This window comes from Sphingomonas sp. CARO-RG-8B-R24-01 (genome assembly GCF_022662295.1).
Lineage (GTDB): Bacteria > Pseudomonadota > Alphaproteobacteria > Sphingomonadales > Sphingomonadaceae > Sphingomonas.
The window spans coordinates 285,001-306,356 of sequence record NZ_JAKNQI010000004.1; the positions used below are offsets into that span (position 1 = coordinate 285,001).

Sequence of the window (21,356 nt, forward strand, 5' to 3'; positions counted from 1 at the left end):
CCTGGCACGCGGTGATCACCCCTTGTTCTTCTGTCACAAAGCAGCGTGGCCGGAACATTGCATTAAAGTCGATCAACGTGGCTACGATCCGTTCGACCGGTATTCGCTGCGCGGCAGCTTGCGCGCGCGGGGCAAGGCGATAAACGAGATCGATGGACCGTATTCTCATTCGGGGCGGTAACCGCCTCTCTGGCCGTCTCCCCATCTCCGGCGCGAAGAACGCCGCGCTCACGCTGATGCCGTGCGCGTTGCTGACCGAGGAGCCGGTGACGCTGCGCAACCTGCCGCGGCTCGCCGACGTCGACAGTTTCGGGCATCTGCTCAACCAGCTCGGCTGCTCGACCCGGATCGAGGGTGCACGACCCGAGGATTTCGGTCGCGTGATGACGATCCGCGCGGGCAAGCTGACCGCGACCGAAGCGCCGTATGACATCGTGCGGAAAATGCGCGCGTCGATCCTCGTGCTCGGCCCGCTGCTCGGGCGCGCGGGCGAGGCGACGGTGTCGCTCCCGGGCGGCTGCGCGATCGGCAATCGCCCGATCGATCTGCACATGAAGGCGCTGGAAGCGATCGGCGCGCAGCTCGAGATGGCGGCGGGCTATGTCAAGGCGATCGCGCCGGGCGGGCGGCTGTCGGGCGGGACGTACACCTTCCCGGTCGTGTCGGTCGGCGCGACCGAGAATGTCGTGATGGCGGCGTCGCTCGCGAAGGGCGGCAGCCGGATCGAGAATGCCGCGCGCGAGCCCGAGATCGTCGATCTGTGCAACCTGCTCGTCGCGATGGGGGCGAAGATTTCGGGGATCGGCACGAGCACGCTCGAGATCGAGGGCGTCGACCGTTTGCACGGCGCGACCTATCGCGTGATGCCCGACCGGATCGAGGCGGGCAGCTATGCCTGTGCGGCGGCGATCACGGGCGGGGCGCTCGAACTGGTCGGCGTGAAGGCCAGCGACATGATCGCGACGATCGAGGCGCTCCGCCAGGCGGGCGTCACGGTCGAGGAACGCGGCGAGAATCTGTTCGTCGAAGCGAACGGCCCGCTCCGGCCGGTGACGGCGTCGACCGCGCCGTTCCCGGGCTTCGCGACCGACATGCAGGCACAGTTGATGGCGATGCTGTGCATGGCCCCCGGCGAAAGCACGCTGACCGAGACGATCTTCGAGAACCGCTATATGCACGTGCCGGAACTGGCACGGATGGGCGCGGACATTCGCGTCCAGGGGCGCACCGCGGTCGTGCACGGGGTCGACCGGCTGGTCGGTGCGCCGGTGATGGCGACCGACCTGCGCGCGTCGATGAGCCTGATCATCGCGGGGCTGGTGGCCGAGGGCGAGACCCAGGTGAGCCGCGTATATCATCTCGACCGCGGGTATGAGCGGCTCGAGGAGAAGCTGAGCGCGGTCGGCGCGGATATCGAGCGCGTCGGCGACGGCTGAGGGTAGCGTCCCGCGGTGGTTCGTCGGGGCCGGGTGGCCGCTGTCGTCACCCCGGCGGAGGCCGGGGCCGCTGCATTGTGTGCGCTTCGGCTGCGTCTTTGTCCGACTGCCTTTCAGATACCGTGGCGGCCCCGGCCTTCGCCGGGGTGACGACAGTCGCCGGGAGGCGGCCCTACTTTACCCGCGTCCAGGTTTGCGTGCGGCAGCCGATGTTGGCGATCACACAGCCCTCGCCGACCAGCGTATTGGCATCGACCTGCCGGATCGTCCCCGAGATCGTCTGCCCGAGGTCTGGCACCAGCACCGAGCCGAACCACATCCCCGAGTCGCCCTGGCGGAAATCCTGAAACAGCATCGCGCCGACCAGCGGGGCACCACCGCCGCGCTTGGCATCCGCCTCGGCCTGCGGCGTGGCGGCGATCACCTTGCCGCAGATCGCGTCGCCGCACGGTTGGAACACCACGCGGACGCTCTTCCTGGGGTTGGTCCACACACCCTTGGGGATCGCGGCCGTGGCCGCCACCGGGAGCAGCGCGGCCACTGCCGCCGCTGCCATTACAAATGCTCGCATGCTGATCGCCTTCCACGAAGAACCGACGGATGCGCCTAGGCGCACCCGTCTGATCCGTGGATGAACGCGTCAGATCGAATCGAGTGCCTGCGCGAAGTCGGCGATCAGATCGTCCGGATCCTCGACACCGATCGAGATGCGCACGAGATTGTCGGTGATCCCGAGCGCCTGCTTGCGCTCGTCGGACACCGACAGATGCGTCATCGCCGCCGGGTGCGACGCGAGCGTCTCGGTCCCGCCGAGGCTGACCGCGAGCTTGGCGATCTTGAGCGCGTCGAGGAAGGCGAAAGCCTCGGTCTCGCCGCCCTTGACGATCAGCGAGAAGGTCGAGCCCGCACCGCTGCAGTGGCGGGCATAGATGTCGGCCTGACGCTCCATGCCGGGGGTATCGGCGAGGAAGCCGAGATAGCCGACGCGCTCGACCTTGGGATGATCGCGCAGGAAGGCGCAGACCTTGACCGCATTCTCGCCCGCGCGGCTCATGCGGAGCTCGAGCGTCTCGAGGCTGCGCATCAGCATCCACGCGGTGTTGGGGTCGCAGATCGTGCCGATCGTGTTGCGCATCAGCCGGATCGTGTTGATGTGCTCCTTCGAACCCAGCACGCCGCCCGCGACCAGATCGCTATGCCCGCCGGCATATTTGGTGAGCGAATAGACGACGATCTCCGCGCCATGTTCGAGCGGCTTGAGCCAGAGCGGCCCGAGGAAGGTGTTGTCGATCGCGATCGGCGGTTTGTTCTCGCCGGTGAAGATCGCGTCGCGGCTCGCGCGCACCGCCTGGATGTCGACCAAAGCGTTGGTCGGGTTGGCGGGGCTTTCGAGATAGATCAAAGCGACATTGCCGGTCGCCGCCTTGGTCATCACCGCGTCGATTTCCTCGCGGGTCGCGCCTGCCGGGAAATCGAGCCACTGGACGCCGAAGCGGCCGAGGATGCGCGCGATCAGCGTCTCGGTCGCGGCGTAGAGCGGACCCGAATGGACGATCGTGTCGCCGGGCTTGACCATCGACAGCAGCAGCGTCGCGATCGCGGACATGCCGCTCGAGAAGACGAGTGCGTCCTCGGCTTCTTCCCACACGCCGAGACGATCCTCGAGGATCTCCTGATTGGGGCCGTTGAACCGCGAATAGACGAGGCCCTGCGACCCGCCGGGACGCTTGCCGGTGACGCCCTCGAAATGGCGCTTGCCCGCGGCGGCATTGGGGAAGACGTAGGTCGAGGTCGCGAAGATCGGGGGCTTGAGCGAGCCTTCCGACAGCATCGGATCATAGCCGTGGCCCATCATCAGCGTCGACGGCTTGAGCTTGCGGTCGCCGATCTTCTCGACCGAGGGCTTTGCCTTGGTGCGCGGCGCGACGCCGGTCAGGTCGGCTTCGTCCGCGCCGGTCGCGTCGATCGGGGGAGTGGGGGTCTGCGCCATGAAAGTAGGTCCTGCCTTGCTGAAGGATATGCCCCTCCGTAACGCGGGATAGTGTCATTTGATACCATGCCGCTTGTCCGGGGCGGGGATTCCACCCTGTAATGCGTTCGTTTCGGGCGATGTCGGGAAGCTGGCGTTGTGGTGGGTTTCTGGGCAGGCGGCCGCGCATCGTTACCTTGGCCTTCGCTGCTGGGCCCCGGCCTTCGCCGGGGAAGAAAGTTTTTGGTGGGCGCGCGCTCGCCACGTTTCCGCTTCCCCGGCGCAGGCCGGGGCCCAGTAGTGAGACAGACGATTGCGGGCGACTGTGCTTCGTTACCTCGACCGTCGCTCCTGGGCCCCGGCCTTCGCCGGGGAAGGAAGTTTTTGGTGGGCGTGCGTTCGCCACGTTTGCGCTTCCCCGGCGCAGGCCGGGGCCCAGTAGTGAGACAGACGATTGCGGGCGACTGTGCTTCGTTACCTCGACCGTCGCTCCTGGGCCCCGGCCTTCGCCGGGGAAGGAAGTTTTCGGTGGGCGCGCGCTTGCCACGTTTCCGCTTCCCCGGCGCAGGCCGGGGCCCAGGAGCGAGACAGGGGATTGCGGGCGGATGCGCTTCGTTACCTCGGCCGTCGCTACTGGGCCCCGGCCTTCGCCGGGGAAGGGCGTTTTCGGTGGGCGTGCGCTCGCTACACTTCCGCTTCCCCGGCGCAGGCCGCGGCCCAGGAGCGAGACAGACGATTGCGGGCGACTCGCTCTACCATCGCTCGGCTGCGCCCGAAACGAACGGATGGAGAAACGCGCCCTCTCAGGCGCGGACCGTCTCCGCGCCCAGACCAATCAGCGCGATCTGCCGCCCATAGCCGGGCTCCCCGCGATGCGTGGCGCGGCGGTAGCTGTAGAAGCGCGTCTCATCCGCATAGGTATCGAGCCCGAGCGCGGCGATCCGGGTGAGGCCGGCGGCGGCGAGCCGGTGGACGACATAGGATTCGAGATCAAACTGGTGATGCCCAGCCCGCGCCGGTGCGAAGAAGCGTTCGTTGGCGGGGTCGTCCTGCTCGAACCGCCGAGCGAAGGCATCGTCCACCTCATAACTCGCGCGCGCGATGCACGGGCCGATCGCGGCGGTGATGCGATCGCGCCGCGCGCCGAGCGCTTCCATCGCGGCGATCGTCGAGTCGGTCACCCCGCCGATCGCGCCTTTCCACCCCGCATGCGCCGCGCCGACCACCCCCGCCGCGACATCCGCGAACAGGACGGGGGCGCAATCCGCGGTGAGGATGCCGAGCGCGAGGCCGGGGCGATCCGTGACGAGCGCGTCGGCGCGCGCGCGCTGGTCGTCCGCGAACGGCGCGGTGACGGTGATGCAGTCGCCCGAATGGACCTGAAAGAGCGTGACGAGCGCCGCGCCGGGCAGCACCGCGTCGGTCGCACGCACGCGGTTCTCGGCGATTGCGGCGGCATCGTCGTCCGACCCAAGCCCGACGTTGAGCCCGGCATGGACCCCGGTCGAAACGCCGCCCTCACGCCCGAGGAAGCCGTGTGCGACGCCCTCCAGCGTGCGCGCACGAATGACCGGAACGAGATTCTTGTCAGGGGTCACAGCACCAGCCGCATCAGATTGTCGTCATCCACCGTCGTGCCAACGCGGAACGCGATCCGCCCGATATCGCGAAAGCCATAGCGTTCGTAGAAACGGTGCGCGCGGTGGTTGTCGACATAGACGCTGAGGATCACCTCGCGTGCGCCGTGGCTGCGCGCATGGTCGAGCGCCCACGCCATCATCTCCTGCGCGACGCCGCTGCCATGCCACGGGGAGAGCACGTAAAATTGGTACAGTTCGATCGCATCGGGGCGCCATTCGCCGGGGAAGGTGACCGGCCCCATCTTGACGAAGCCGATGATCTTGCCGTCGTCGAGCGCTAGGCGGATCGCGAAATCGGGGTCGGACAGTTGCGACGGCAAGCCGTTCGGCCCGAACGCCTCGTCGAGGAACGCATTCAGGTCCTTCGCATCGTACAGTGTCCCGAACGTCTCGGTGAACGACTCGCGCGCCATCGCGGCGAGTGCGGGGCCATCGATCGTTCGTGCGTCGCGATACTGGATCATGCGAACCCCGCAGGTGTCGGCCAATTGGGTGCCGACACCGCAAGGACCTGAAAAAGCGTACCCATCGCCTCGGTTAGCCGGGCCTTGTCGGCAGCGATCCCGTCCGCGCGGTCGGGCGCTGCCTTGGACAGCGCGGCGGCGCGCGCATCGATCCCGAGTGCCGCGAGGAACGCGCCCTGGTCGACCGGCCCCTCGACCCGTGCGCCCTCGACCAGCGCCGCCGCGCCGAGCGTGCCGAAGTCGACATGCGCGGTCAGGTCCTGCTCGCCCGGCGCATCGAACGGGTTGGCGAAGGCGTGGCCGCGCACCGCCTGCAACGTGTCGCCGATCGCGGGGCCGTTATAGCCATAATCGACGATCAGCAGCGCGCCGCCCTGCGCGACGATCCGCTGCGCGAGCCCGCGCAGGATCGCGACACTCGCGGGAGAGGTTTCGATCACCGCGCCGTTGGCGGTGTCGCGCAAGGCTTCGGGGATGACGCCGTCGGGCACCTGCGTGCCCGCGATCGGGAGGAACAGCGTGTCCTGGCACGCGACCAGCCGCTCGAACCACCCCGCCGCACCTTTCACAAGCTGGCGGATCGGCAGCGCGTCGAAGAATTCGTTGGCGACGACGATCAGCGGGCGATCGGTCGGGAGCGTGTCGATCGAATCATGGAACGCCGCGTCCGCGACGCGCTCCTGCTGCGCGGTGCGCAAGACCGGGCTGGTCTCGACGAAATGCACCGGCGGCGCGAACCCCGCCTTGCGCCCGGCGCGCAGCGCATCGGCGGAAAGCGTGCCACGCCCCGGGCCGAGCTCGACCCAGGCGGCCTCCGGGCGTCCCGCGCGGTCCCACAGGTCGGCACCCCACAGCCCGATCAGCTCGCCGAACATCTGGCTGATTTCGGGCGCGGTGGTGAAATCGCCGCCCGTGCCGAGCGGATCGCGGGTCGCATAATACTGCTGGTTCGCCGCCGCCATGAACTGCGCGATCGAGATCGGCCCCGCGAGCGTGATCGCGCGGGCGAGCCGGTCGGCGAGGGGAGCAGGCGGGGTCTGGGAAGGTGTATCGTCCGTCATCGTCGGCGCGCAATGCCCCGCCACGGCGCGGTCCGCAAGCGTGGTGGATAGGGGGCTGTCCCGTGCGTCGCCCTCCACCACGCTACCGTCACCCCGGCGAAGGCATGACCTATGCGAAACCATCGCGGTTCTCCCGCGAAGGCGGGAGTCCAGGAGTAGCAAGAACTGTAAGCCGTTGTTCTGCTGGGCTCTGGATTCCCGCCTTCGCGGGAAAACAGCAAGTGACACGTCGGTAACTCCAACTTTCGCAGAGACCTCGCGAAGGCCGGGGCCGCCATGTTGGGCGGCGTGTCCGGCGATACAGCGCTTCGTCGTACCGTCGCGCCTGGATAACCGGACGGCCCCGGCCTTCGCCGGGGTGACGGGTCCAGGGGCCGCCGGTCAAGCGACGCTTGCATCCCCCGCGATCGGCACGACTCGCGTACGCCGCCCCTTGGCGGTCGCGACCAGATACAGGCCGCCGAGGATCATCGGCAGCGTCAGCACCTGCCCCATGTGGATCGTCGTCGCGAAGAAGGTGCCGCTGAACTGTGAATCGGGTTCGCGGAAGAACTCGACCGTGAAGCGCGCGAGCCCGTAGCCGACCAGGAACAGCCCGACGAGCCGCCCCGGCTCATAGCGCGCCTTGGTGCGCCAGAAGGCGAACCACAGGATCGCGAACAGCGCGATTCCCTCGAGCCCCGCCTCGTACAACTGGCTCGGGTGGCGGGGGACGTCGTTGCCGGTGCGCGGGAAGATGATCGCCCAGGCGACGTTCGACGGCTTGCCCCACAGCTCGCCGTTGATGAAATTCGCGATCCGCCCGAAGAACAGCCCGAACGGCACCGCGCACGCCAGATAATCGTGGATCCGCAGCCAATCGAGCTTTTCCTTGCGCGCGAACAGGATGATCCCGATCGACGTGCCGATCATCCCGCCGTGGAACGACATGCCCCCGTCCCACAGCCGGATCAGCCGCCACGGGCTGAGCAGCATGTCGGGCGCATAGAAGATGGCGTATCCGAGCCGCCCGCCGAGGATGATCCCGAGCGTCGCGTAGAACACCAGATCGTCGACATGCCGCCGCGCCATCGGGCTTCCCGGCTGCGCGATCAGCTTGAGCAGATACCACCAGCCGACCAGGATGCCGGTGATATAGGCAAGCGAATACCATTTGATCTGGAAGAAATGCAGGTCGAGCGCGACCGGGTTGAGGTGCAGGTCCTCGAACCGCAAATGGCCGCCCGCTCCAACGGCGGTGGCGGCGGTCGTCGCATCGGCGAGCAGGGGTAGGGCGGCAGTCAGGATCAAGGCTTTTCCCCTGGGATTTGCGCCTCCATAAAGGCGACTGGCGACAAGACCAAGCGACAAGACGAAACGGAGAATGAGATGCCGAGCATATTGGACGGCCGTATGGATGCGACCCTCGCCGCGTTGACGGGACCGGGCGGTCCGCTGGCCGTCGGGCGCGTTTCGGTCGATGGTCTGGATCTCCCGATCATCACCGGGGTTCCGCAGACGCTGCCGCCCTATTTCGCGCATTATTGCGCCGAACATGCCGACAAGACCTTCCTCGTCGCGGGCGACGAACGGCTCACCTTCGCGCAGGTCCACCGCGCGGCCCACTGCGTCGCGCAGGCGCTGGTCGCGCATTACCGGATCCTGCCCGGCGACCGCGTGGGGATCGCGATGCGCAATTCGCCGTCGTGGATCGTGCTCTACATGGGGATCGTGATGGCGGGTGGCGTGGCCACGCTGCTCAACGGCTGGTGGCAGGCCGAGGAACTCGGCGCGGCGATGACCGATGTCGAATGCAGCCTGGTGTTTGCGGATCCGACCCGTGCCCGCCGGATCGCGGCGATCGACGGACTCGGCGTACCCATCGTGACGATCGACGACACCCTGCCGTTGAAGGCGGCGCTTGCCGGCCTGGATCCGGCGGATGTCGCGCTCCCCGTGGTCGCGCCGGAGGATGCCGCGACGATCCTGTTCACCTCGGGCTCGACCGGCCAGTCGAAGGGCGCGATCAGCGACCACCGCGCCGTGACGCAAGGCGTGTTCAACTATCTCGCGCAGGCGCTGATGATGCTGAGCATCGCGACGCAGGACGGCAGTCCGCCCGAGGGCCAACCCGCGACCCTGCTCAACGTGCCGCTGTTCCACGTCACCGCGGAGGTCCCGGTCTTCCTCCAGAGTTTCGCGATGGGACGAAAGCTAGTGCTGATGCCCAAATGGGATGCCGAGGAAGCGATGCGGCTGATCCAGGCCGAGACGGTCAGCTATTTCGTCGGCGTTCCCTTGATGAGCTTCGAGATCCTGACGCACCCCAACCGCGGTCATTACGATCTGTCGACGGTCACCGATTTTGCCGCAGGGGGCGCACCACGCCCGGTCGAGCACGTTCGCCGCATCGCGGACGAGATGGGCGGTCCCAAGCCCCTGCTCGGCTATGGCCTGACCGAAACCAACGGCATCGGCTGCGGCAATTTCCGCGACAATTACCTCGACAAGCCCAATTCGACCGGGCGCGCCTCCGCGCCGCTGGTCGATCTCGCGATCCTCGATGATCGCGGGCAGCCCGTGGCGCAGGGCCTGCGCGGCGAAGTCGCGATCCGCTCGATCTGCAATTTTCGCGAATATTACGGCCGTCCCGATGCGACCGCCGCCGCCTTTACCGCCGACCGTTACTTCCTGACCGGGGACATCGGCTATCTCGACGCGGACGGCTATCTCTTCATCGTCGATCGCAAGAAAGACATCATCATCCGCGGGGGCGAGAACATCTCCTGTCAGGAGGTCGAGGCGACGATCTACCAGCATCCGAGCGTGGCCGAGGCGGCGGTGTTCGGCTTGCCCGACGAGCGCTACGGCGAAGTGCCCGGCGCGGTCGTCCAGTTGCGCGCGGATCAGCGGGTAAGTGTCGACGAACTCTCGGCCTTCCTGTTCGCGCATGTCGCCGCGTTCAAGGTGCCGCAACGGATCTGGATCGTCGATACGCCGCTGCCGCGGCTGGGGACGGAGAAGATCGACAAGGTCACGCTACGCACGTCGTATCGCGCGCTCGTGGCGGCGGAACAGGCTGGCGTGGGGGTATAGCGCAACGGATGGTCGCCCCGCATCGCACGGTCAGCCGGCGTGGAACCCTGCCCGCGCGGGGCGGATGGCATTTGGCCCGAGGAGCCGGGCGGGAGCAACCGTCCTCCCGCTCGACCGGACGAACCGCACATCAAACGACGTCTCGCGCTTTCCCCGGCCCGATCACCGCGATACAGCGACCACAATGCGCCCGCGTCTGCCCTCATCGCCCCCTGCCGCCGGGGTCACCCGTCGCGGACTGTTGATCGGCGGCGGGGCGGGCGTCGGGCTCATCCTCGCCTGGGCATTATGGCCGCGGCACTATTTGCCCAATCTGACCGCCGACACGGGCGAGACGATCTTCGGCGCGTGGATCAAGATCGGTGATGACGGGCATGTCACGGTCGCGGTGCCGCAGGCCGAGCATGGGCAAGGGGTCTATACCGCCTTGCCGCAGATCGTCGCGGATGAACTGGGCGCGGACTGGCGGACGATCGCGGTCGAACCCGCACCGCTCAACCCGCTCTATGCCAATGCGCTGGGCGCCGACGAGCTGTTCGAAACCGCGCGCGATACGGTGGCGGGACGGTGGCGCGACGCGCATGCCGTGCGGATCGGGATGATGGTCACCGCCGGGTCGAGTTCGGTCCGCACGTTCGAGGATGACCTCCGCCAGGCGGGCGCGGCGGCGCGCGTGTTGTTGTGCAAGGTGGCGGCGGCGCGCTGGCAGGTCGACTGGCAAGCGTGCGACACGCGGGGCGGGTTCGTCTTCCACGGGAAGGACCGGCTGCGCTTTGCCGATCTCGCGGCGGAAGCGGTACGCGGCAGCTTGCCCGACGCCCTGCCGATGCGCGTCAACGAAGACGACACCCGCCTGTCGGGCCAATCGCTGCCCCGGCTCGATGCACCCGCCAAGGTCGACGGCTCCGCCAATTTCGCGGGGGACGTGCGGTTGCCCGACATGGTCTTCGCCAGCATCCGTCAGGCACCGGGCGGCAGTTCCCAGCTGGTCCGGGTCGATCGCGCCGCGGCAGACCGTATCCCCGGCGTGCTTCAGGTCGTGACCAACGACCGTTGGGTCGCCGCGATCGGCAACCATTGGTGGGCAGCCAACCGTGCGCTGGATGCGCTTGCCCCGCGGTTCGAAACGCAGGGCGCGATCGTCACCAGTGCCACGATCCGCGCGGCGCTGCAGGGCGCGCTCGATACGCCAGGCAGGCGACTGTCGGCGGTCGGCGACGTCGATGCGACGTTCAAGGACGCACGGTTGATCACCGCCGAGTATCAGGTCGGGCTCGCCGCGCATGCCGCGGTCGAGACGATGACCGCGACCGCACGCTTTGCCGATGGACGGCTCGAGCTCTGGTTGCCGACGCTGGCCCCCGCGATGGCGCGCGATGCGGCCGCGGCGGCGGCGGGGATCGCGACGGACCGGGTGGTCGTCCACCCGATGCTGGTGGGGGGCGCGTTCGGTGCCAATCTGGATCATCGTTGCGCCGAGCAGGCGGCAATCCTCGCCGTGACGCTCAAGCGTCCGGTCCAGCTGACCTGGTCGCGGGTCGAGGATCTGCTGCACGATCGCTTCCGGCCGCCAGCGATGGCTCGCATGGCGGCGCGGCTTGGTCCCAATGGCCAGATCCTCGGCTGGCGCGCCCGGATCGCCGCCTCTGCTACCGGACAGGAAGTCGCTGCGCGTCTGTTCGCGCAGGACGCGGGTTTTCGTACGGCGCTTGCGTTGACGCCATCGGGTGACCCCTATGCGATCGCGGGTGCGGTGCCGCCGTACCGGATGCCGGCCTATGCGATCGACCATCACCCCGCCGATATCGGCGTCCCGACCGGGCACTGGCGCTCCGGTGCGCATAGTTACACCGCCTTCTTCACCGAATGTTTCCTCGACGAACTCGCGCATCTGGCGGGGACCGAGCCCCTGTCGTACCGGATCGGGATGCTCGGCGGCGACGCGCGGCTGGCGCGGTGCCTGTCGACCGCGGCATCCCTCGGCGGATGGGAGGGCGGGATCGCGGGAAGCGGGCAGGGGATCGCCTGCCACAGTTTTCGCGGCAGCCATATCGCGGTGCTGGTCGAGGCGCATGTCGGCGAAGGGCAGGCGGTCAGCGTCGACCGGATCGTCGCCGCGGTCGATTGCGGACGGCAGATCAACCCCGATCTCGTGCGCCAGCAGATCGAGGGCGGATTGCTGTTCGGCATGGCGGCGGCGACGGGGGGATCGACCGGTTTCACGCGCGGTCTGCCCGACGCGCGCAGTTTCGGCGATCTGGGCCTGCCACGCCTCGCCGATACGCCGGATATCACGGTCGAGCTGATCTCCAGCGAGGCCGATCCCGGGGGGGTGAGCGAACTCGCGGTCCCACCGGTTGCGCCTGCGATTGCCAATGCGCTGCAAGCCGCTACGGGCTATCGCTTGCGGTGTCTTCCGCTCGTTCCGGGAACCAAGTGATGCAAGCTGTTCTTCCTCCCGGCCATCCGCCGGTCAAGCCGCGCCGGATCGGCGTGCTGCTGACCAACCTCGGCACGCCCGACGGCGCCGATACGCGGTCGGTCAAACGCTATCTCGGCGAGTTCCTGTCGGACCGGCGCGTGGTCGAAATTCCGCCGCTGCTGTGGCAGCCGATCCTGCGCGGAATCATCCTCAATACCCGCCCCAAGAAGTCGGCGCATGCCTATGCGCAGGTCTGGACCGAGGACGGCTCGCCGCTGGCCGCGATCACCAAGGCGCAGAACGCCGCGCTTCAGGGCGCGTTCGGGCCGGACGTGATGGTCGACTGGGCGATGCGCTACGGCAAGCCCGCGATCGGCGAGCGGTTGCAGGCGATGAAGGACGCCGGCTGCGACCGCATCCTGATCGCGCCGCTCTACCCGCAATATTGCGCCGCGACGACCGCGACCGCCAACGACAAGGCGTTCGCCGAACTGGCGAAGATGCGCTGGCAGCCAGCGCTGCGGACGCTCCCGCCCTATCATGACGAGCCAGCCTATATCGAGGCGCTCGCGCAATCGATCGAGGCGGGTGTCGCTGCGCTCGATTTCGAGCCGGACGCGTTGATCGCGAGTTTCCACGGGATGCCCAAGCGCACGCTCGAACTCGGCGATCCCTATCACTGCCATTGCCAGAAGACCGGGCGGTTGCTCGGCGAGCGGCTTGGCAAGAAGCTGATCGTGTCGTTCCAGTCGCGCTTCGGCCCGGCGAAGTGGCTCGAGCCCGCGACCGACCTGACGCTCGAGGCATTGCCCGCACAGGGGATCAAGAAGGTCGCGATCTTCGCGCCGGGCTTCTCGGCCGACTGCCTCGAGACGCTCGAGGAACTCGCGATCCGCGGGCTCGAGAGCTTCGAAGGCAAGGGGGGTACCCATTTCGCGTATATTCCGTGCCTTAATGCCAGCGAGATCGGCATCAAAATGTTGCGCACTTTACTGGCGCGCGAACTTGAAGGCTGGGCCAACCCCGCATAGCAAGGGCGTGGGACTGAAAGATCCATCAGGAGAGTATGCATGGCACGCGTCGCGATCGTAACCGGCGGCACCCGCGGGATCGGCGAGGCGATCAGCCTTGCGCTGCAAGAGGCCGGAATGACCGTCGCCGCCAATTATGCCGGCAATGACGAGCGCGCGCGCGCCTTTACCGAACGGACCGGAATCGCCGCGTTCAAATGGGACGTATCGGATTATGACGCATGCCAGGCGGGCTGCGCGGCCGTGGTCGAACAGCTCGGCCCCGTCGACGTGCTCGTCAACAATGCGGGGATCACGCGCGACGGCACGATCATGAAGCTCAGCTACCAGGCGTGGAAAGAGGTGATCGACACCAATCTCGGCGGCTGCTTCAACATGGCGAAGGGCGTGTTCCCCGGGATGCGCGATCGCAAATGGGGGCGGATCGTCAACATCGGGTCGATCAACGGGCAGGCCGGGCAATATGGCCAGGTCAATTACGCCGCCGCCAAATCGGGCATCCACGGTTTTACCAAGGCGCTGGCGCAGGAAGGCGCGCGTGCCGGGGTGACGGTCAATGCGATCGCGCCGGGCTATATCGACACCGACATGGTCGCCGCGGTCCCCGCCGACGTGCTCGAGAAGATCGTCGCCAAGATTCCGGTCGGCCGGCTCGGCCAGGCGAGCGAAATCGCGCGCGGCGTCGCCTTCCTGTGTTCGGAAGAAGGCGGGTTCGTGACCGGATCGACGCTGAGCATCAACGGCGGGCAGCACATGTATTGAGGGCGCGGGTTTCCCGACGGCCCATCGCAAGCCCGTAGAACGCGACTTGTTTCTACCCGGACCAACGCGGTAAGAGCCCGGGATGCAGGGGGATACCGCACCGCTCCACTGGTGGCAGACACGCGCGTTCGTCGCACTGATGGCGTTGGTCGCGATCATTCCGTTGGTACGCCCGGAAATCGCGCCGCTCGTCGACTTGCCCGGGCACATGGGGCGTTATCGCGTCCAGCTTGCGATCGGCGAGCATCCGTGGCTCGGCAACTGGTATAATTTCAGCTGGCAACTGATCGGCAATCTCGGGATCGACATCCTGATCGTGCCGCTGTCGAAGATTTTCGGGCTGGAACTGTCGGTCAAGCTGATCGTGATGACGATCCCACTGCTGATCGTGACGGGGTATCTGTGGATCGCGCGCGAGGTGCACGGGCGGATCCCCCCGACCGCGCTGTTCGCGCTGCCGATCGCCTACAGCTATCCGATCCAGTTCGGGTTCGTGAATTTCGCGCTGTCGATGGCGATCGCGCTCAACGCCTATGCGCTGTGGCTGCGGCTGGCGCGGCTCGGGCATCTGCGGTTGCGCGCGGCGATCTTCGTGCCCTTCTCCTGCGCCTTGTGGCTGTGCCACACCTTTGGCTGGGGCGTGCTCGGTGTGCTCGCCTTCTCGGGCGAATTGATCCGGCAGCACGACACGCGCGGCGAGCACGGGGTCAAGAGCTGGGTCAAGGCGGCGTTCTTCGCCGGACTCGGCTGCCTGCCGCTCGCGCTGCCGCTGGTGCTGATGGTGGTGTGGCGCAGCGGCGAACATGTCGGCGGGCAGACCGCCGACTGGTTCGACTGGCGTGCCAAGATCCGCTGGCTGACGATGACGTTCAAGGATCGCTGGGTCACCTTCGACATCGCCTCGATCGCGGTCGTCCTGCTGATCCTGTTCAAGGGGATCCGCGACCCGAGCATCGAATATTCGCGCAACCTGCTGCTGTCCGCGCTGTTCCTGCTGCTCGTCTACATCGTGCTCCCGCGGATCGTGTTCGGCTCGGCCTATGCCGACATGCGGCTTGCGCCCTTCATGCTGGGGATCGCGGTGATCGCGCTGCGGCCCCGCCCCGGTCTGTCGATTCGCGGAAGCGCGACGCTGGCGGCGCTGGGACTGGCGTTCGTGCTGGTGCGGATCGCCGCGACGACCGCCAGCTTCTGGATGTTCGCGGACGATTACGACCGCGAACTCAAGGCGCTGGAACGCCTGCCGGTGGGCGCGCGGCTGGTGTCGTTCGTGGGCGAGCAATGCGGCAACCCGTGGGTGATGAGCCGGCTCGAGCATCTGCCCGCCATCGCGCTCGAGCGGCGGCTCGCCTATACCAACGACCAATGGTCGATGGCGGGCGCGCAATTGCTGACGACGCGCTACCTGCCCGCGCAACGCTTCGCGCACGATCCGTCGCAAATCGTCACCAGCGTGCAATGCCCGCGCGAATGGTGGCGTCCGATCAACATGGCGATGGCCAGGTTCCCGCGCAACGCATTCGACTATGTCTGGCTGATCCGTCCCCCCGCCTATGACCCGCGCTTCAACGAGGGGCTGGTGCCGATCTGGCGCGACGGGACGAGCGTGCTGTTCCGCGTCGATCATGGCGCGCCGGGGATCAAGGTCAGCGACGAATCGCTGCGCCTGCGCTCGCGCCCGATGCCGACGCCGTTCTGATCAGCCGCGGCGGAACGGGGTCAGTTCGCCGAGATAGTCTTGGTCCGCCTCGACCGAGGCGCGTTCGCGCGCGAGAAAGTCCGAAATCGCGCGGCGGAAATTGCGGTCGGGAATGTAATGCGCGGACCAGGTCGGCACCGGGACATAGCCGCGCGCGAGCTTGTGCTCGCCCTGCGCGCCCGCCTCGACCGTCTTGAGCCCGCGTGCGATCGCGGCGTCGATCGCCTGGTAATAGCACAGCTCGAAATGGAGGAACGGGACCTCCTCGGTACAGCCCCAATAGCGGCCGTACAGCGTCTCCGCGCCGATCAGGTTGAGCGCCCCCGCGATCGGCCGGCCGTCGCGATCCGCGAAGATCAGCAACACCTTGTCCGCCATCGTCTCGCCGAGCAGCGTGAAGAAGCGCCGTGTCAGATACGGCTGGCCCCATTTGCGGGCGCCGGTGTCCTGGTAGAATCGCCAGAACGCGTCCCAGTCCGCCTCGGTGATGTCCGCGCCGGTGACATGGCGGATCGTCAGCCCCTCGACCGCGGCGGCACGTTCCTTGCGGATCGCCTTGCGCTTGCGGCTGGCGAGCGCGTCGAGGAAAGCGTCGAACCCGGCATAACCGTCGTTCTGCCAGTGGAATTGGGTGCCTTCGCGCAAGAGCCAGCCCGCCGCCTCGAACGCGGGAAGCTGGTCGGGCGTGACGAACGTGGCGTGGGCCGAGGACAATTGGTGCTGGTCGGTCACCGCCTCGATCGCCGCGATCAGCGCGGGCGCGGTGGCGGGATCGCGCAGCAACAGCCGCGGGCCGGGAACGGGCGAGAAGGGCACCGCGACCTGCAGCTTGGGATAATAGGCACCGCCCGCGCGCTCCCACGCATCCGCCCAGGCATGGTCGAAGACATATTCGCCCTGGCTGTGGCTCTTGGCATAGGCCGGCGCAATTCCGGCGGGGCGGCCGTCGGGGCCGTCGACGATGATCGGGATCGGTTGCCAGCCGGCGCGCGGCGTGGCGCTGCCCGAGGCTTCCAGGATCGACAGGAAGGCATGGCCCACGAACGGGTTGGTCGCGCCGGCGCAGGCGTCCCAGTCCGCCGCTGGAATGGCGGCGACGCCGTCGGCGATGCGGGCGGTGACGGCGTTTGTGCTCACGACTCCAAACTAGGGGTTCGGCGGCTGCTTCTCAACCGTCTGGCGGTCGATTGCCCAGCATAAGGCAAGCAGGAGGAAGGGGGTCGCGCATTCGCGGTGGCGTTCGCCGAATTCGAACCACACGCCGAACAGCACCCATTGCAGGACGCACGCCGCGATCAGCAGCAGCAGGGCGAGCGGCAAACGGCCCTGGCGGATCGCCGTGGCGCCGAGCAGCGCGATCTGCGCCAGCTGTGCGACCGGCCACAACAGCGCAGCCAGCGCGCGCGGGATCGACGGGTGCATCGCCTCCAGCCGGATCACCCCGAACACCCCGATCCCCGTCGCGCGGACCAATTTGGTCGCGGTCAGCCGGAGGAAGGCGGCGGGATGGTGTTCGATCCACTCGAGCGCGATCGCCTTGATCCGCGCGGTGTAGGTCAGTTCGGGCAAGCCCTTGAGCGCGGGCGGTGGTGGCTCCCAATTGCCGGTGGCGGCGGGATTGTTGCCGATCCACAGGCTTGCCCCGCTCGCGCTCGTCAAGGGCACGAAGGTGTGGAACAGCGTCCAGTTGCGGACCCACCAGGGCAGCAGCACGACGACCGCGACCATCGCGCCGCGCAAGCCGAACAGCACCATTGGTCCCCATCCGCTCCGGGCCAGCAGCACGATGCCGAACAGGGCGGCAAGCGGCGCCTCGCCGGGCTGGGTCAGCGCGAGCAGCCCCGCCGGCACGCCGAGCGCGACCGCACCGCGCCAGCCCGCACGCGGCGTCAGCCACGCCAGCGCGAGCAGCACGATGAGCAGCGCGCACAGCGACTCCTTCTGCGCGAGCGGTGCCGAGAACAGCACCGACGGCCACACCAGATACAGCCACGCTGCCCGCCGCCCCGCGAGCGGATCGCCGAGCCGCGCGCCCAGTTTCGCGATCGACGCGGCGGTCCCAAGATCGGTCAGCGTGCCCAGCGCGAGCAGCGACGCGGTCGAGAAGCCGAGTACCGCGCCCCATGCCGCGAGCACGACCGGATAGACCGGCGGGAACAGCGCGCGCCAGTCGGATCCGAAATAGGGTTCGTACAGGACCAGCCCGCGCCCGGCGAGAAGGCCCTGCGCCAGGACCCGGTAGGATTGCGGGTCGCCGGGCGATACACGCCCCGCGCCGATCCACGCGGCGCCGACGCGCAACGCCAGCATGACGGCGCACAGAAGGACGAGCCCGCTCGCGCCGGGTCGCTCGCGCAACCGCGCGATCCCGACCGTGGCGAGCGCACCCCATACCGCGATCGCCGCGAAGCTTCCGCCGGTCAGCCCCCAGCGTGCCGCGAGATCGGGGAGCGTCGACAGGCCATAGAGCGCCAGCACCGTGAACAGCGCGGCGGTCGCAAGCCGCAGGGCGAGGGTCTCGCGCATCACTCGCCGAAGGCGGTGGCGCGGTACAGCAGCGTGATTGCGACGCGACGGTTGCGCGGGTCGGTCGGGTTGGTCGGGATGATCGGCTCGCGGTCCGCCACGCCCTCGATCCGGTTGAAGCGATTCTCGGGCGTGCCCCCGGCGGCGAGGCGTCGCCGCGTCGCTTCGGCCCGCGCGCTCGACAGCATCCAGTTGTTCATCGCGAGCGGATCGCCGTAGCCGAGGCTATCGGTATGGCCGCGGATCATGATCGGGTTGGCGGTGCCCTTGATCGATTGTGCGATCAGCCCGAGCAGGGCCGACGCGCGCGGTTCGAGCTGGGTCGTGCCGAGGTCGAACATCGAATAATCGGCATCGTCGAGCAGGTCGATCCGCAACCCGTTCTGCGTGCGGACGAAGCGGACGTGCGACGACAGTTTCACCAATTGCGGGTTGGACGCCATCGATGACAGAACCTGCCGGCGCATCTTCTCGAAATTCTTGCGATCCTCGACCGACATCGCGGTCCGGTCCTTGAGCGTGCCCTTCTGCCCCGAGCCGACCTGCATCCCGCCGGTCGCGTCGATCGGCACGGTCATCGCGCGGGTGCCGGTCTGCGACGCCTTGTGCTGGTAATTGTCCTTGTCGGTGATCGACGAGCCGCCGAACAGCCCCATCGAGCCGGCGCTGTTCTGCTTGAGCTGGACGAGCGTCGGCGAGAAATAGTCGGCGAGCGCCTTGCGCTGCTTCTCGTTGGTCGCGCCGAGCAGCCACATCAGCAGGAAGAACGCCATCATCGCGGTGACGAAATCCGCGTAGGCGACCTTCCAAGCCCCGCCGTGATGGCCGCCGTGGCCCTCGATATAGATCTTCTTGTAGATGATCTTGGGCGGCTGGTTGGTCCCATGCGGCGCGCGCGCGGCCATCAGCGGCGGTTCCCGAGCACGACCGGATCACACAGCATCGCCACCGCGCGAAGCGCAGAGACGGCATCGGCGTAGGCACTTCCCCGGGGAGGCGTTGAACCGAGTAAGTTTGGCTCGAACAAAGCCACAAAGTCACGAAGAGAAGAGGGCGTCTTGTTCTCGCGTTGCCGTGCCTCGATCGGGCCACCGACCGATGCGGACCGCTTTGCGGCTTTGTGGCTTTGTGCGAGATTTCCTGCTTTGAAACGCATCGCGCCAACGGTTTGATAGTGAACTATCACGTCACCGCGCCCGCAGGCCGTCGAAGACTTCGGCGAAGCCCGGCTGGTTCGAATGCGCGATCCCCGAGCGCGCCGCCTCGATCACCAGCGGCTGCGGGTGGCCGTGGAGCGAGGCGATGATGATCTGCTTGACCACGTGATAGATCGCGCCATCCGCCTCGATCACCTGTTTGAGCCGGTTGGCGAGCGGCGCGACGATCCCGTACGCGAGCAGCACGCCCATGAACGTACCGACCAGCGCCGACCCGATCATCGCGCCGAGGATCGCGGGCGGCTTGTCGATCGAGCCCATCGTCTTGACCACGCCGAGCACGGCCGCGACGATGCCGAGCGCGGGCAACGCGTCGGCGAGGCTCGAGATCGTCCCGTGCGGGCCCTCGACCTCGTGGTGGTGGGTCTTGATCATGTTGTCCATCACGTCCTCGACCGCATGGACGTCGAGCGTCCCCGACGAGACGACGACCAGCCGCAACGTGTCCGCGATCAGGTTGATGAGCGTATGATCCGACAGCAGCCGCGGATATTCGGCGAAGACCGCGGAGGACTTGGGATCCTCGACATGCGGCTCGAGCGCGATCGGCCCTTCGGTACGGAGCATCTTCATCAGCTTCGACACCAGGAAGATGACGTCGAGATAGTCCTGCTTCTTGTATTTCGGGCCCTTGAAGACCTTCATGAAGCCGCCGCCGAGCGCCTTCAGTTCCTTCATCGAATTGCCGATGATCAGCGCGCCGACCGCGGCGCCGCCGATGATGAGCATTTCGTGCGGAATCGCTTCCATCACCGGACCCAGCGCGCCGCCAGTGATGGCAAAGCCGCCGAAAATCATCACGAGGAGAACGACGAGGCCGATTGCGGGAAACATGAGTGGCGGTAAGCCCTTGTAAACGCTGCGTTGGACGATGCTGCAAGACGCTCGCGACCCGCATTGGCCGCTATGGTTACGGTCTAGGGGGATTCCGTAGCAAAACGGTTAACCAGCAGTGGGGCTGGCGTTAATTCTTGCGGTTCCCGGCGAAGCGCTACCTTGCGTCACCCCGGCGAAGGCCGGGGCCGCGCGGTTACCCGGGCGCGGCAGGACGGCTGGGCGCGGTATCGCCGGTTGTGCCCCCTGACATCGCGGCCCCGGCCTGCGCCGGGGTGACGGTGCTGGAATCAGCGCAGATAGGTGAACAGCGACAGGCTGCTCAGCTTGGTAAAGCTCGCCTGGGTCGCCGACAGGATCGTCATCTGCTTCTGCAATTCCGTAATCGCTGCGGACAGGTCGGTGTCCTCGAGCCCGGTACGGTCGCTCTCGCGCGCTGTGGCCGCGTCGGTCGCCTGCGAGGACACGATGTCAAGTCGCGCGGCACGGGCGCCGACCGATCCCTGCACGTTGTTGACCTGCGTCTGCGCGGCGCCGAGCCCGTCGATCGCGTCGGAAGAGGCTGTCGAAACGTCCCCGCCGGCGTCGAGTGCGGTGATGTAACTGGACAGGATGGCAAACACGTCGGTCTTGCCGCCCGCCTTGGTCTTGATGTTGCCGAACACGCGCTCCGCGCTGTCGGTCGCCGATACCGAGGTGCCGTCGCCGACCGGGATCGCGGGGAGCTCCCCGGTCCCGCCAAGCGACACCGTGCCATCGGCCGCCTGCGTGACCGCGGCGGTGCCGGTCGCAGCACCGAACAACGGCTGGCCACGCGCGTCGCTGGTGTTGGCGAGGCTGACCAGATCGTCGAGGATGCTTTTGAGCTCGGTCGCGATGGTCTTGCGATCGTCGTCGTTGAGCGTGCCGGTATTGGCACGAATCGTCAGCTCCGACGCCCGCTGAAGCTGCGTGGACACGGCAGTCAGCGTCGAATCGGACTGTTCCAGCAGCGACTTTGCCAGGCTGATGTTGCTCGAATAGGCCGACTGGTCGGCATCCGCCTGCTTGATCGACGCGAGCCGGTTGTACGCGACCACGTCCTGCGACGGCGCGGTCAGTTTCTTGCCGGTCGCGATCTGCGTGTTGAGCGTGCTCGTCTGCGCGGACAGACTTGTCATCTGCGCCGAGGTGCGATCGAAAAACAGGCTGGTGCCGATTTGCATGGCGGGTTCCGTCCG

General features: G+C 67.4%; 18 protein-coding genes. 6 read left to right on the forward strand and 12 right to left on the reverse strand.

What is annotated here, in order from left to right:
* Window positions 1-152: 152 nt before the first annotated feature.
* Window positions 153-1,436: a UDP-N-acetylglucosamine 1-carboxyvinyltransferase gene (gene murA, locus L8G49_RS10965; RefSeq protein WP_242185686.1), complete on the forward strand. Its 1,284-nt coding sequence runs from the start codon at window positions 153-155 to the stop codon at window positions 1,434-1,436.
* Window positions 1,437-1,608: 172 nt separating this feature from the next.
* Here murA and L8G49_RS10970 read toward each other — a convergent pair whose 3' ends face one another.
* The 6 genes from L8G49_RS10970 to lgt form a co-directional block, all read right to left on the reverse strand.
* Window positions 1,609-2,007 (reverse strand): DUF2147 domain-containing protein, encoded by a 399-nt coding sequence (locus L8G49_RS10970; protein ID WP_242138165.1) that lies wholly within the window; start codon window positions 2,005-2,007, stop codon window positions 1,609-1,611.
* A 69-nt stretch (window positions 2,008-2,076) separates the two neighbouring features.
* Window positions 2,077-3,426, reverse strand: coding sequence for a cystathionine gamma-synthase family protein (locus L8G49_RS10975; RefSeq protein WP_242185688.1), 1,350 nt, complete (start codon window positions 3,424-3,426; stop codon window positions 2,077-2,079).
* Between the two features lie 782 nt (window positions 3,427-4,208).
* On the reverse strand, window positions 4,209-5,003 hold the full coding sequence (pgeF, locus tag L8G49_RS10980; protein WP_242138167.1) for a peptidoglycan editing factor PgeF: 795 nt from the start codon (window positions 5,001-5,003) through the stop codon (window positions 4,209-4,211).
* Window positions 5,000-5,509: a GNAT family N-acetyltransferase gene (locus tag L8G49_RS10985; RefSeq protein ID WP_242138168.1), complete on the reverse strand. Its 510-nt coding sequence runs from the start codon at window positions 5,507-5,509 to the stop codon at window positions 5,000-5,002. The genes pgeF and L8G49_RS10985 overlap by 4 nt, the downstream gene beginning before the upstream one ends.
* Window positions 5,506-6,570 (reverse strand): SAM-dependent methyltransferase, encoded by a 1,065-nt coding sequence (locus L8G49_RS10990; RefSeq protein WP_242185690.1) that lies wholly within the window; start codon window positions 6,568-6,570, stop codon window positions 5,506-5,508. Before L8G49_RS10990 ends, L8G49_RS10985 begins: the two co-directional genes overlap by 4 nt.
* Before the next feature lie 381 nt (window positions 6,571-6,951).
* On the reverse strand, window positions 6,952-7,860 hold the full coding sequence (gene lgt / locus L8G49_RS10995) for a prolipoprotein diacylglyceryl transferase (protein WP_242185692.1): 909 nt from the start codon (window positions 7,858-7,860) through the stop codon (window positions 6,952-6,954).
* 78 nt (window positions 7,861-7,938) lie between these two features.
* Between lgt and L8G49_RS11000 the strand changes: the two genes are divergently transcribed.
* From L8G49_RS11000 to L8G49_RS11020, 5 genes are all read left to right on the forward strand, one after another.
* The gene (locus L8G49_RS11000) at window positions 7,939-9,645 is read left to right on the forward strand and encodes a class I adenylate-forming enzyme family protein (protein ID WP_242185694.1); all 1,707 of its coding nucleotides are present in this window, start codon (window positions 7,939-7,941) and stop codon (window positions 9,643-9,645) included.
* Window positions 9,646-9,829: 184 nt separating this feature from the next.
* Window positions 9,830-12,085: a molybdopterin cofactor-binding domain-containing protein gene (locus tag L8G49_RS11005; RefSeq protein WP_242185696.1), complete on the forward strand. Its 2,256-nt coding sequence runs from the start codon at window positions 9,830-9,832 to the stop codon at window positions 12,083-12,085.
* Window positions 12,085-13,098, forward strand: a complete 1,014-nt coding sequence (hemH, locus tag L8G49_RS11010) for a ferrochelatase (RefSeq protein WP_242185697.1) — start codon at window positions 12,085-12,087, stop codon at window positions 13,096-13,098. Before L8G49_RS11005 ends, hemH begins: the two co-directional genes overlap by 1 nt.
* A 39-nt stretch (window positions 13,099-13,137) precedes the next feature.
* On the forward strand, window positions 13,138-13,860 hold the full coding sequence (gene phbB, locus L8G49_RS11015; RefSeq protein WP_242138174.1) for an acetoacetyl-CoA reductase: 723 nt from the start codon (window positions 13,138-13,140) through the stop codon (window positions 13,858-13,860).
* An 82-nt stretch (window positions 13,861-13,942) separates the two neighbouring features.
* Entirely contained in the window at window positions 13,943-15,559 is a 1,617-nt protein-coding gene (locus tag L8G49_RS11020) for a hypothetical protein (protein WP_242138175.1), read from the forward strand.
* On the opposite strand, the gene L8G49_RS11025 is transcribed toward L8G49_RS11020, so the two are convergent.
* From L8G49_RS11025 to flgL, 6 genes are all read right to left on the reverse strand, one after another.
* Window positions 15,560-16,696 carry a GNAT family N-acetyltransferase gene (locus tag L8G49_RS11025; protein ID WP_242185699.1) on the reverse strand — a complete coding sequence of 379 codons (1,137 nt, stop codon included), beginning with the start codon at window positions 16,694-16,696 and terminating at the stop codon, window positions 15,560-15,562. It abuts the gene before it with no gap.
* 9 nt (window positions 16,697-16,705) lie between these two features.
* On the reverse strand, window positions 16,706-18,085 hold the full coding sequence (locus L8G49_RS11030) for a glycosyltransferase (protein ID WP_242185701.1): 1,380 nt from the start codon (window positions 18,083-18,085) through the stop codon (window positions 16,706-16,708).
* Window positions 18,085-18,990, reverse strand: a complete 906-nt coding sequence (locus L8G49_RS11035; protein ID WP_242185704.1) for a flagellar motor protein MotB — start codon at window positions 18,988-18,990, stop codon at window positions 18,085-18,087. The genes L8G49_RS11030 and L8G49_RS11035 overlap by 1 nt, the downstream gene beginning before the upstream one ends.
* A complete protein-coding gene (locus tag L8G49_RS11040; RefSeq protein WP_242185706.1) occupies window positions 18,990-19,241 on the reverse strand; it encodes a hypothetical protein in 252 nt (83 codons plus the stop codon). The genes L8G49_RS11035 and L8G49_RS11040 overlap by 1 nt, the downstream gene beginning before the upstream one ends.
* A 31-nt stretch (window positions 19,242-19,272) precedes the next feature.
* Window positions 19,273-20,136 (reverse strand): flagellar motor stator protein MotA, encoded by an 864-nt coding sequence (gene motA, locus L8G49_RS11045; RefSeq protein WP_242138179.1) that lies wholly within the window; start codon window positions 20,134-20,136, stop codon window positions 19,273-19,275.
* A gap of 290 nt (window positions 20,137-20,426) precedes the next feature.
* Window positions 20,427-21,341: a flagellar hook-associated protein FlgL gene (gene flgL, locus L8G49_RS11050; RefSeq protein ID WP_242185708.1), complete on the reverse strand. Its 915-nt coding sequence runs from the start codon at window positions 21,339-21,341 to the stop codon at window positions 20,427-20,429.
* Window positions 21,342-21,356: the final 15 nt, after the last annotated feature.

Bases quoted from the DNA above. Each gene is read 5' to 3' on its own strand.
- L8G49_RS10970 (WP_242138165.1), bottom strand. From the start codon at position 2,007: ATGCGAGCATTTGTAATGGCAGCGGCGGCAGTGGCCGCGCTGCTCCCG.
- L8G49_RS11030 (WP_242185701.1), bottom strand. From the start codon at position 18,085: ATGCGCGAGACCCTCGCCCTGCGGCTTGCGACCGCCGCGCTGTTCACG.
- L8G49_RS11005 (WP_242185696.1), top strand. From the start codon at position 9,830: ATGCGCCCGCGTCTGCCCTCATCGCCCCCTGCCGCCGGGGTCACCCGT.
- L8G49_RS10990 (WP_242185690.1), bottom strand. From the start codon at position 6,570: ATGACGGACGATACACCTTCCCAGACCCCGCCTGCTCCCCTCGCCGAC.
- L8G49_RS11040 (WP_242185706.1), bottom strand. From the start codon at position 19,241: ATGCGTTTCAAAGCAGGAAATCTCGCACAAAGCCACAAAGCCGCAAAG.
- murA (WP_242185686.1), top strand. From the start codon at position 153: ATGGACCGTATTCTCATTCGGGGCGGTAACCGCCTCTCTGGCCGTCTC.
- L8G49_RS11020 (WP_242138175.1), top strand. From the start codon at position 13,943: ATGCAGGGGGATACCGCACCGCTCCACTGGTGGCAGACACGCGCGTTC.
- L8G49_RS10975 (WP_242185688.1), bottom strand. From the start codon at position 3,426: ATGGCGCAGACCCCCACTCCCCCGATCGACGCGACCGGCGCGGACGAA.
- phbB (WP_242138174.1), top strand. From the start codon at position 13,138: ATGGCACGCGTCGCGATCGTAACCGGCGGCACCCGCGGGATCGGCGAG.
- flgL (WP_242185708.1), bottom strand. From the start codon at position 21,341: ATGCAAATCGGCACCAGCCTGTTTTTCGATCGCACCTCGGCGCAGATG.
- L8G49_RS10985 (WP_242138168.1), bottom strand. From the start codon at position 5,509: ATGATCCAGTATCGCGACGCACGAACGATCGATGGCCCCGCACTCGCC.
- motA (WP_242138179.1), bottom strand. From the start codon at position 20,136: ATGTTTCCCGCAATCGGCCTCGTCGTTCTCCTCGTGATGATTTTCGGC.
- L8G49_RS11000 (WP_242185694.1), top strand. From the start codon at position 7,939: ATGCCGAGCATATTGGACGGCCGTATGGATGCGACCCTCGCCGCGTTG.
- L8G49_RS11035 (WP_242185704.1), bottom strand. From the start codon at position 18,990: ATGGCCGCGCGCGCGCCGCATGGGACCAACCAGCCGCCCAAGATCATC.
- hemH (WP_242185697.1), top strand. From the start codon at position 12,085: ATGCAAGCTGTTCTTCCTCCCGGCCATCCGCCGGTCAAGCCGCGCCGG.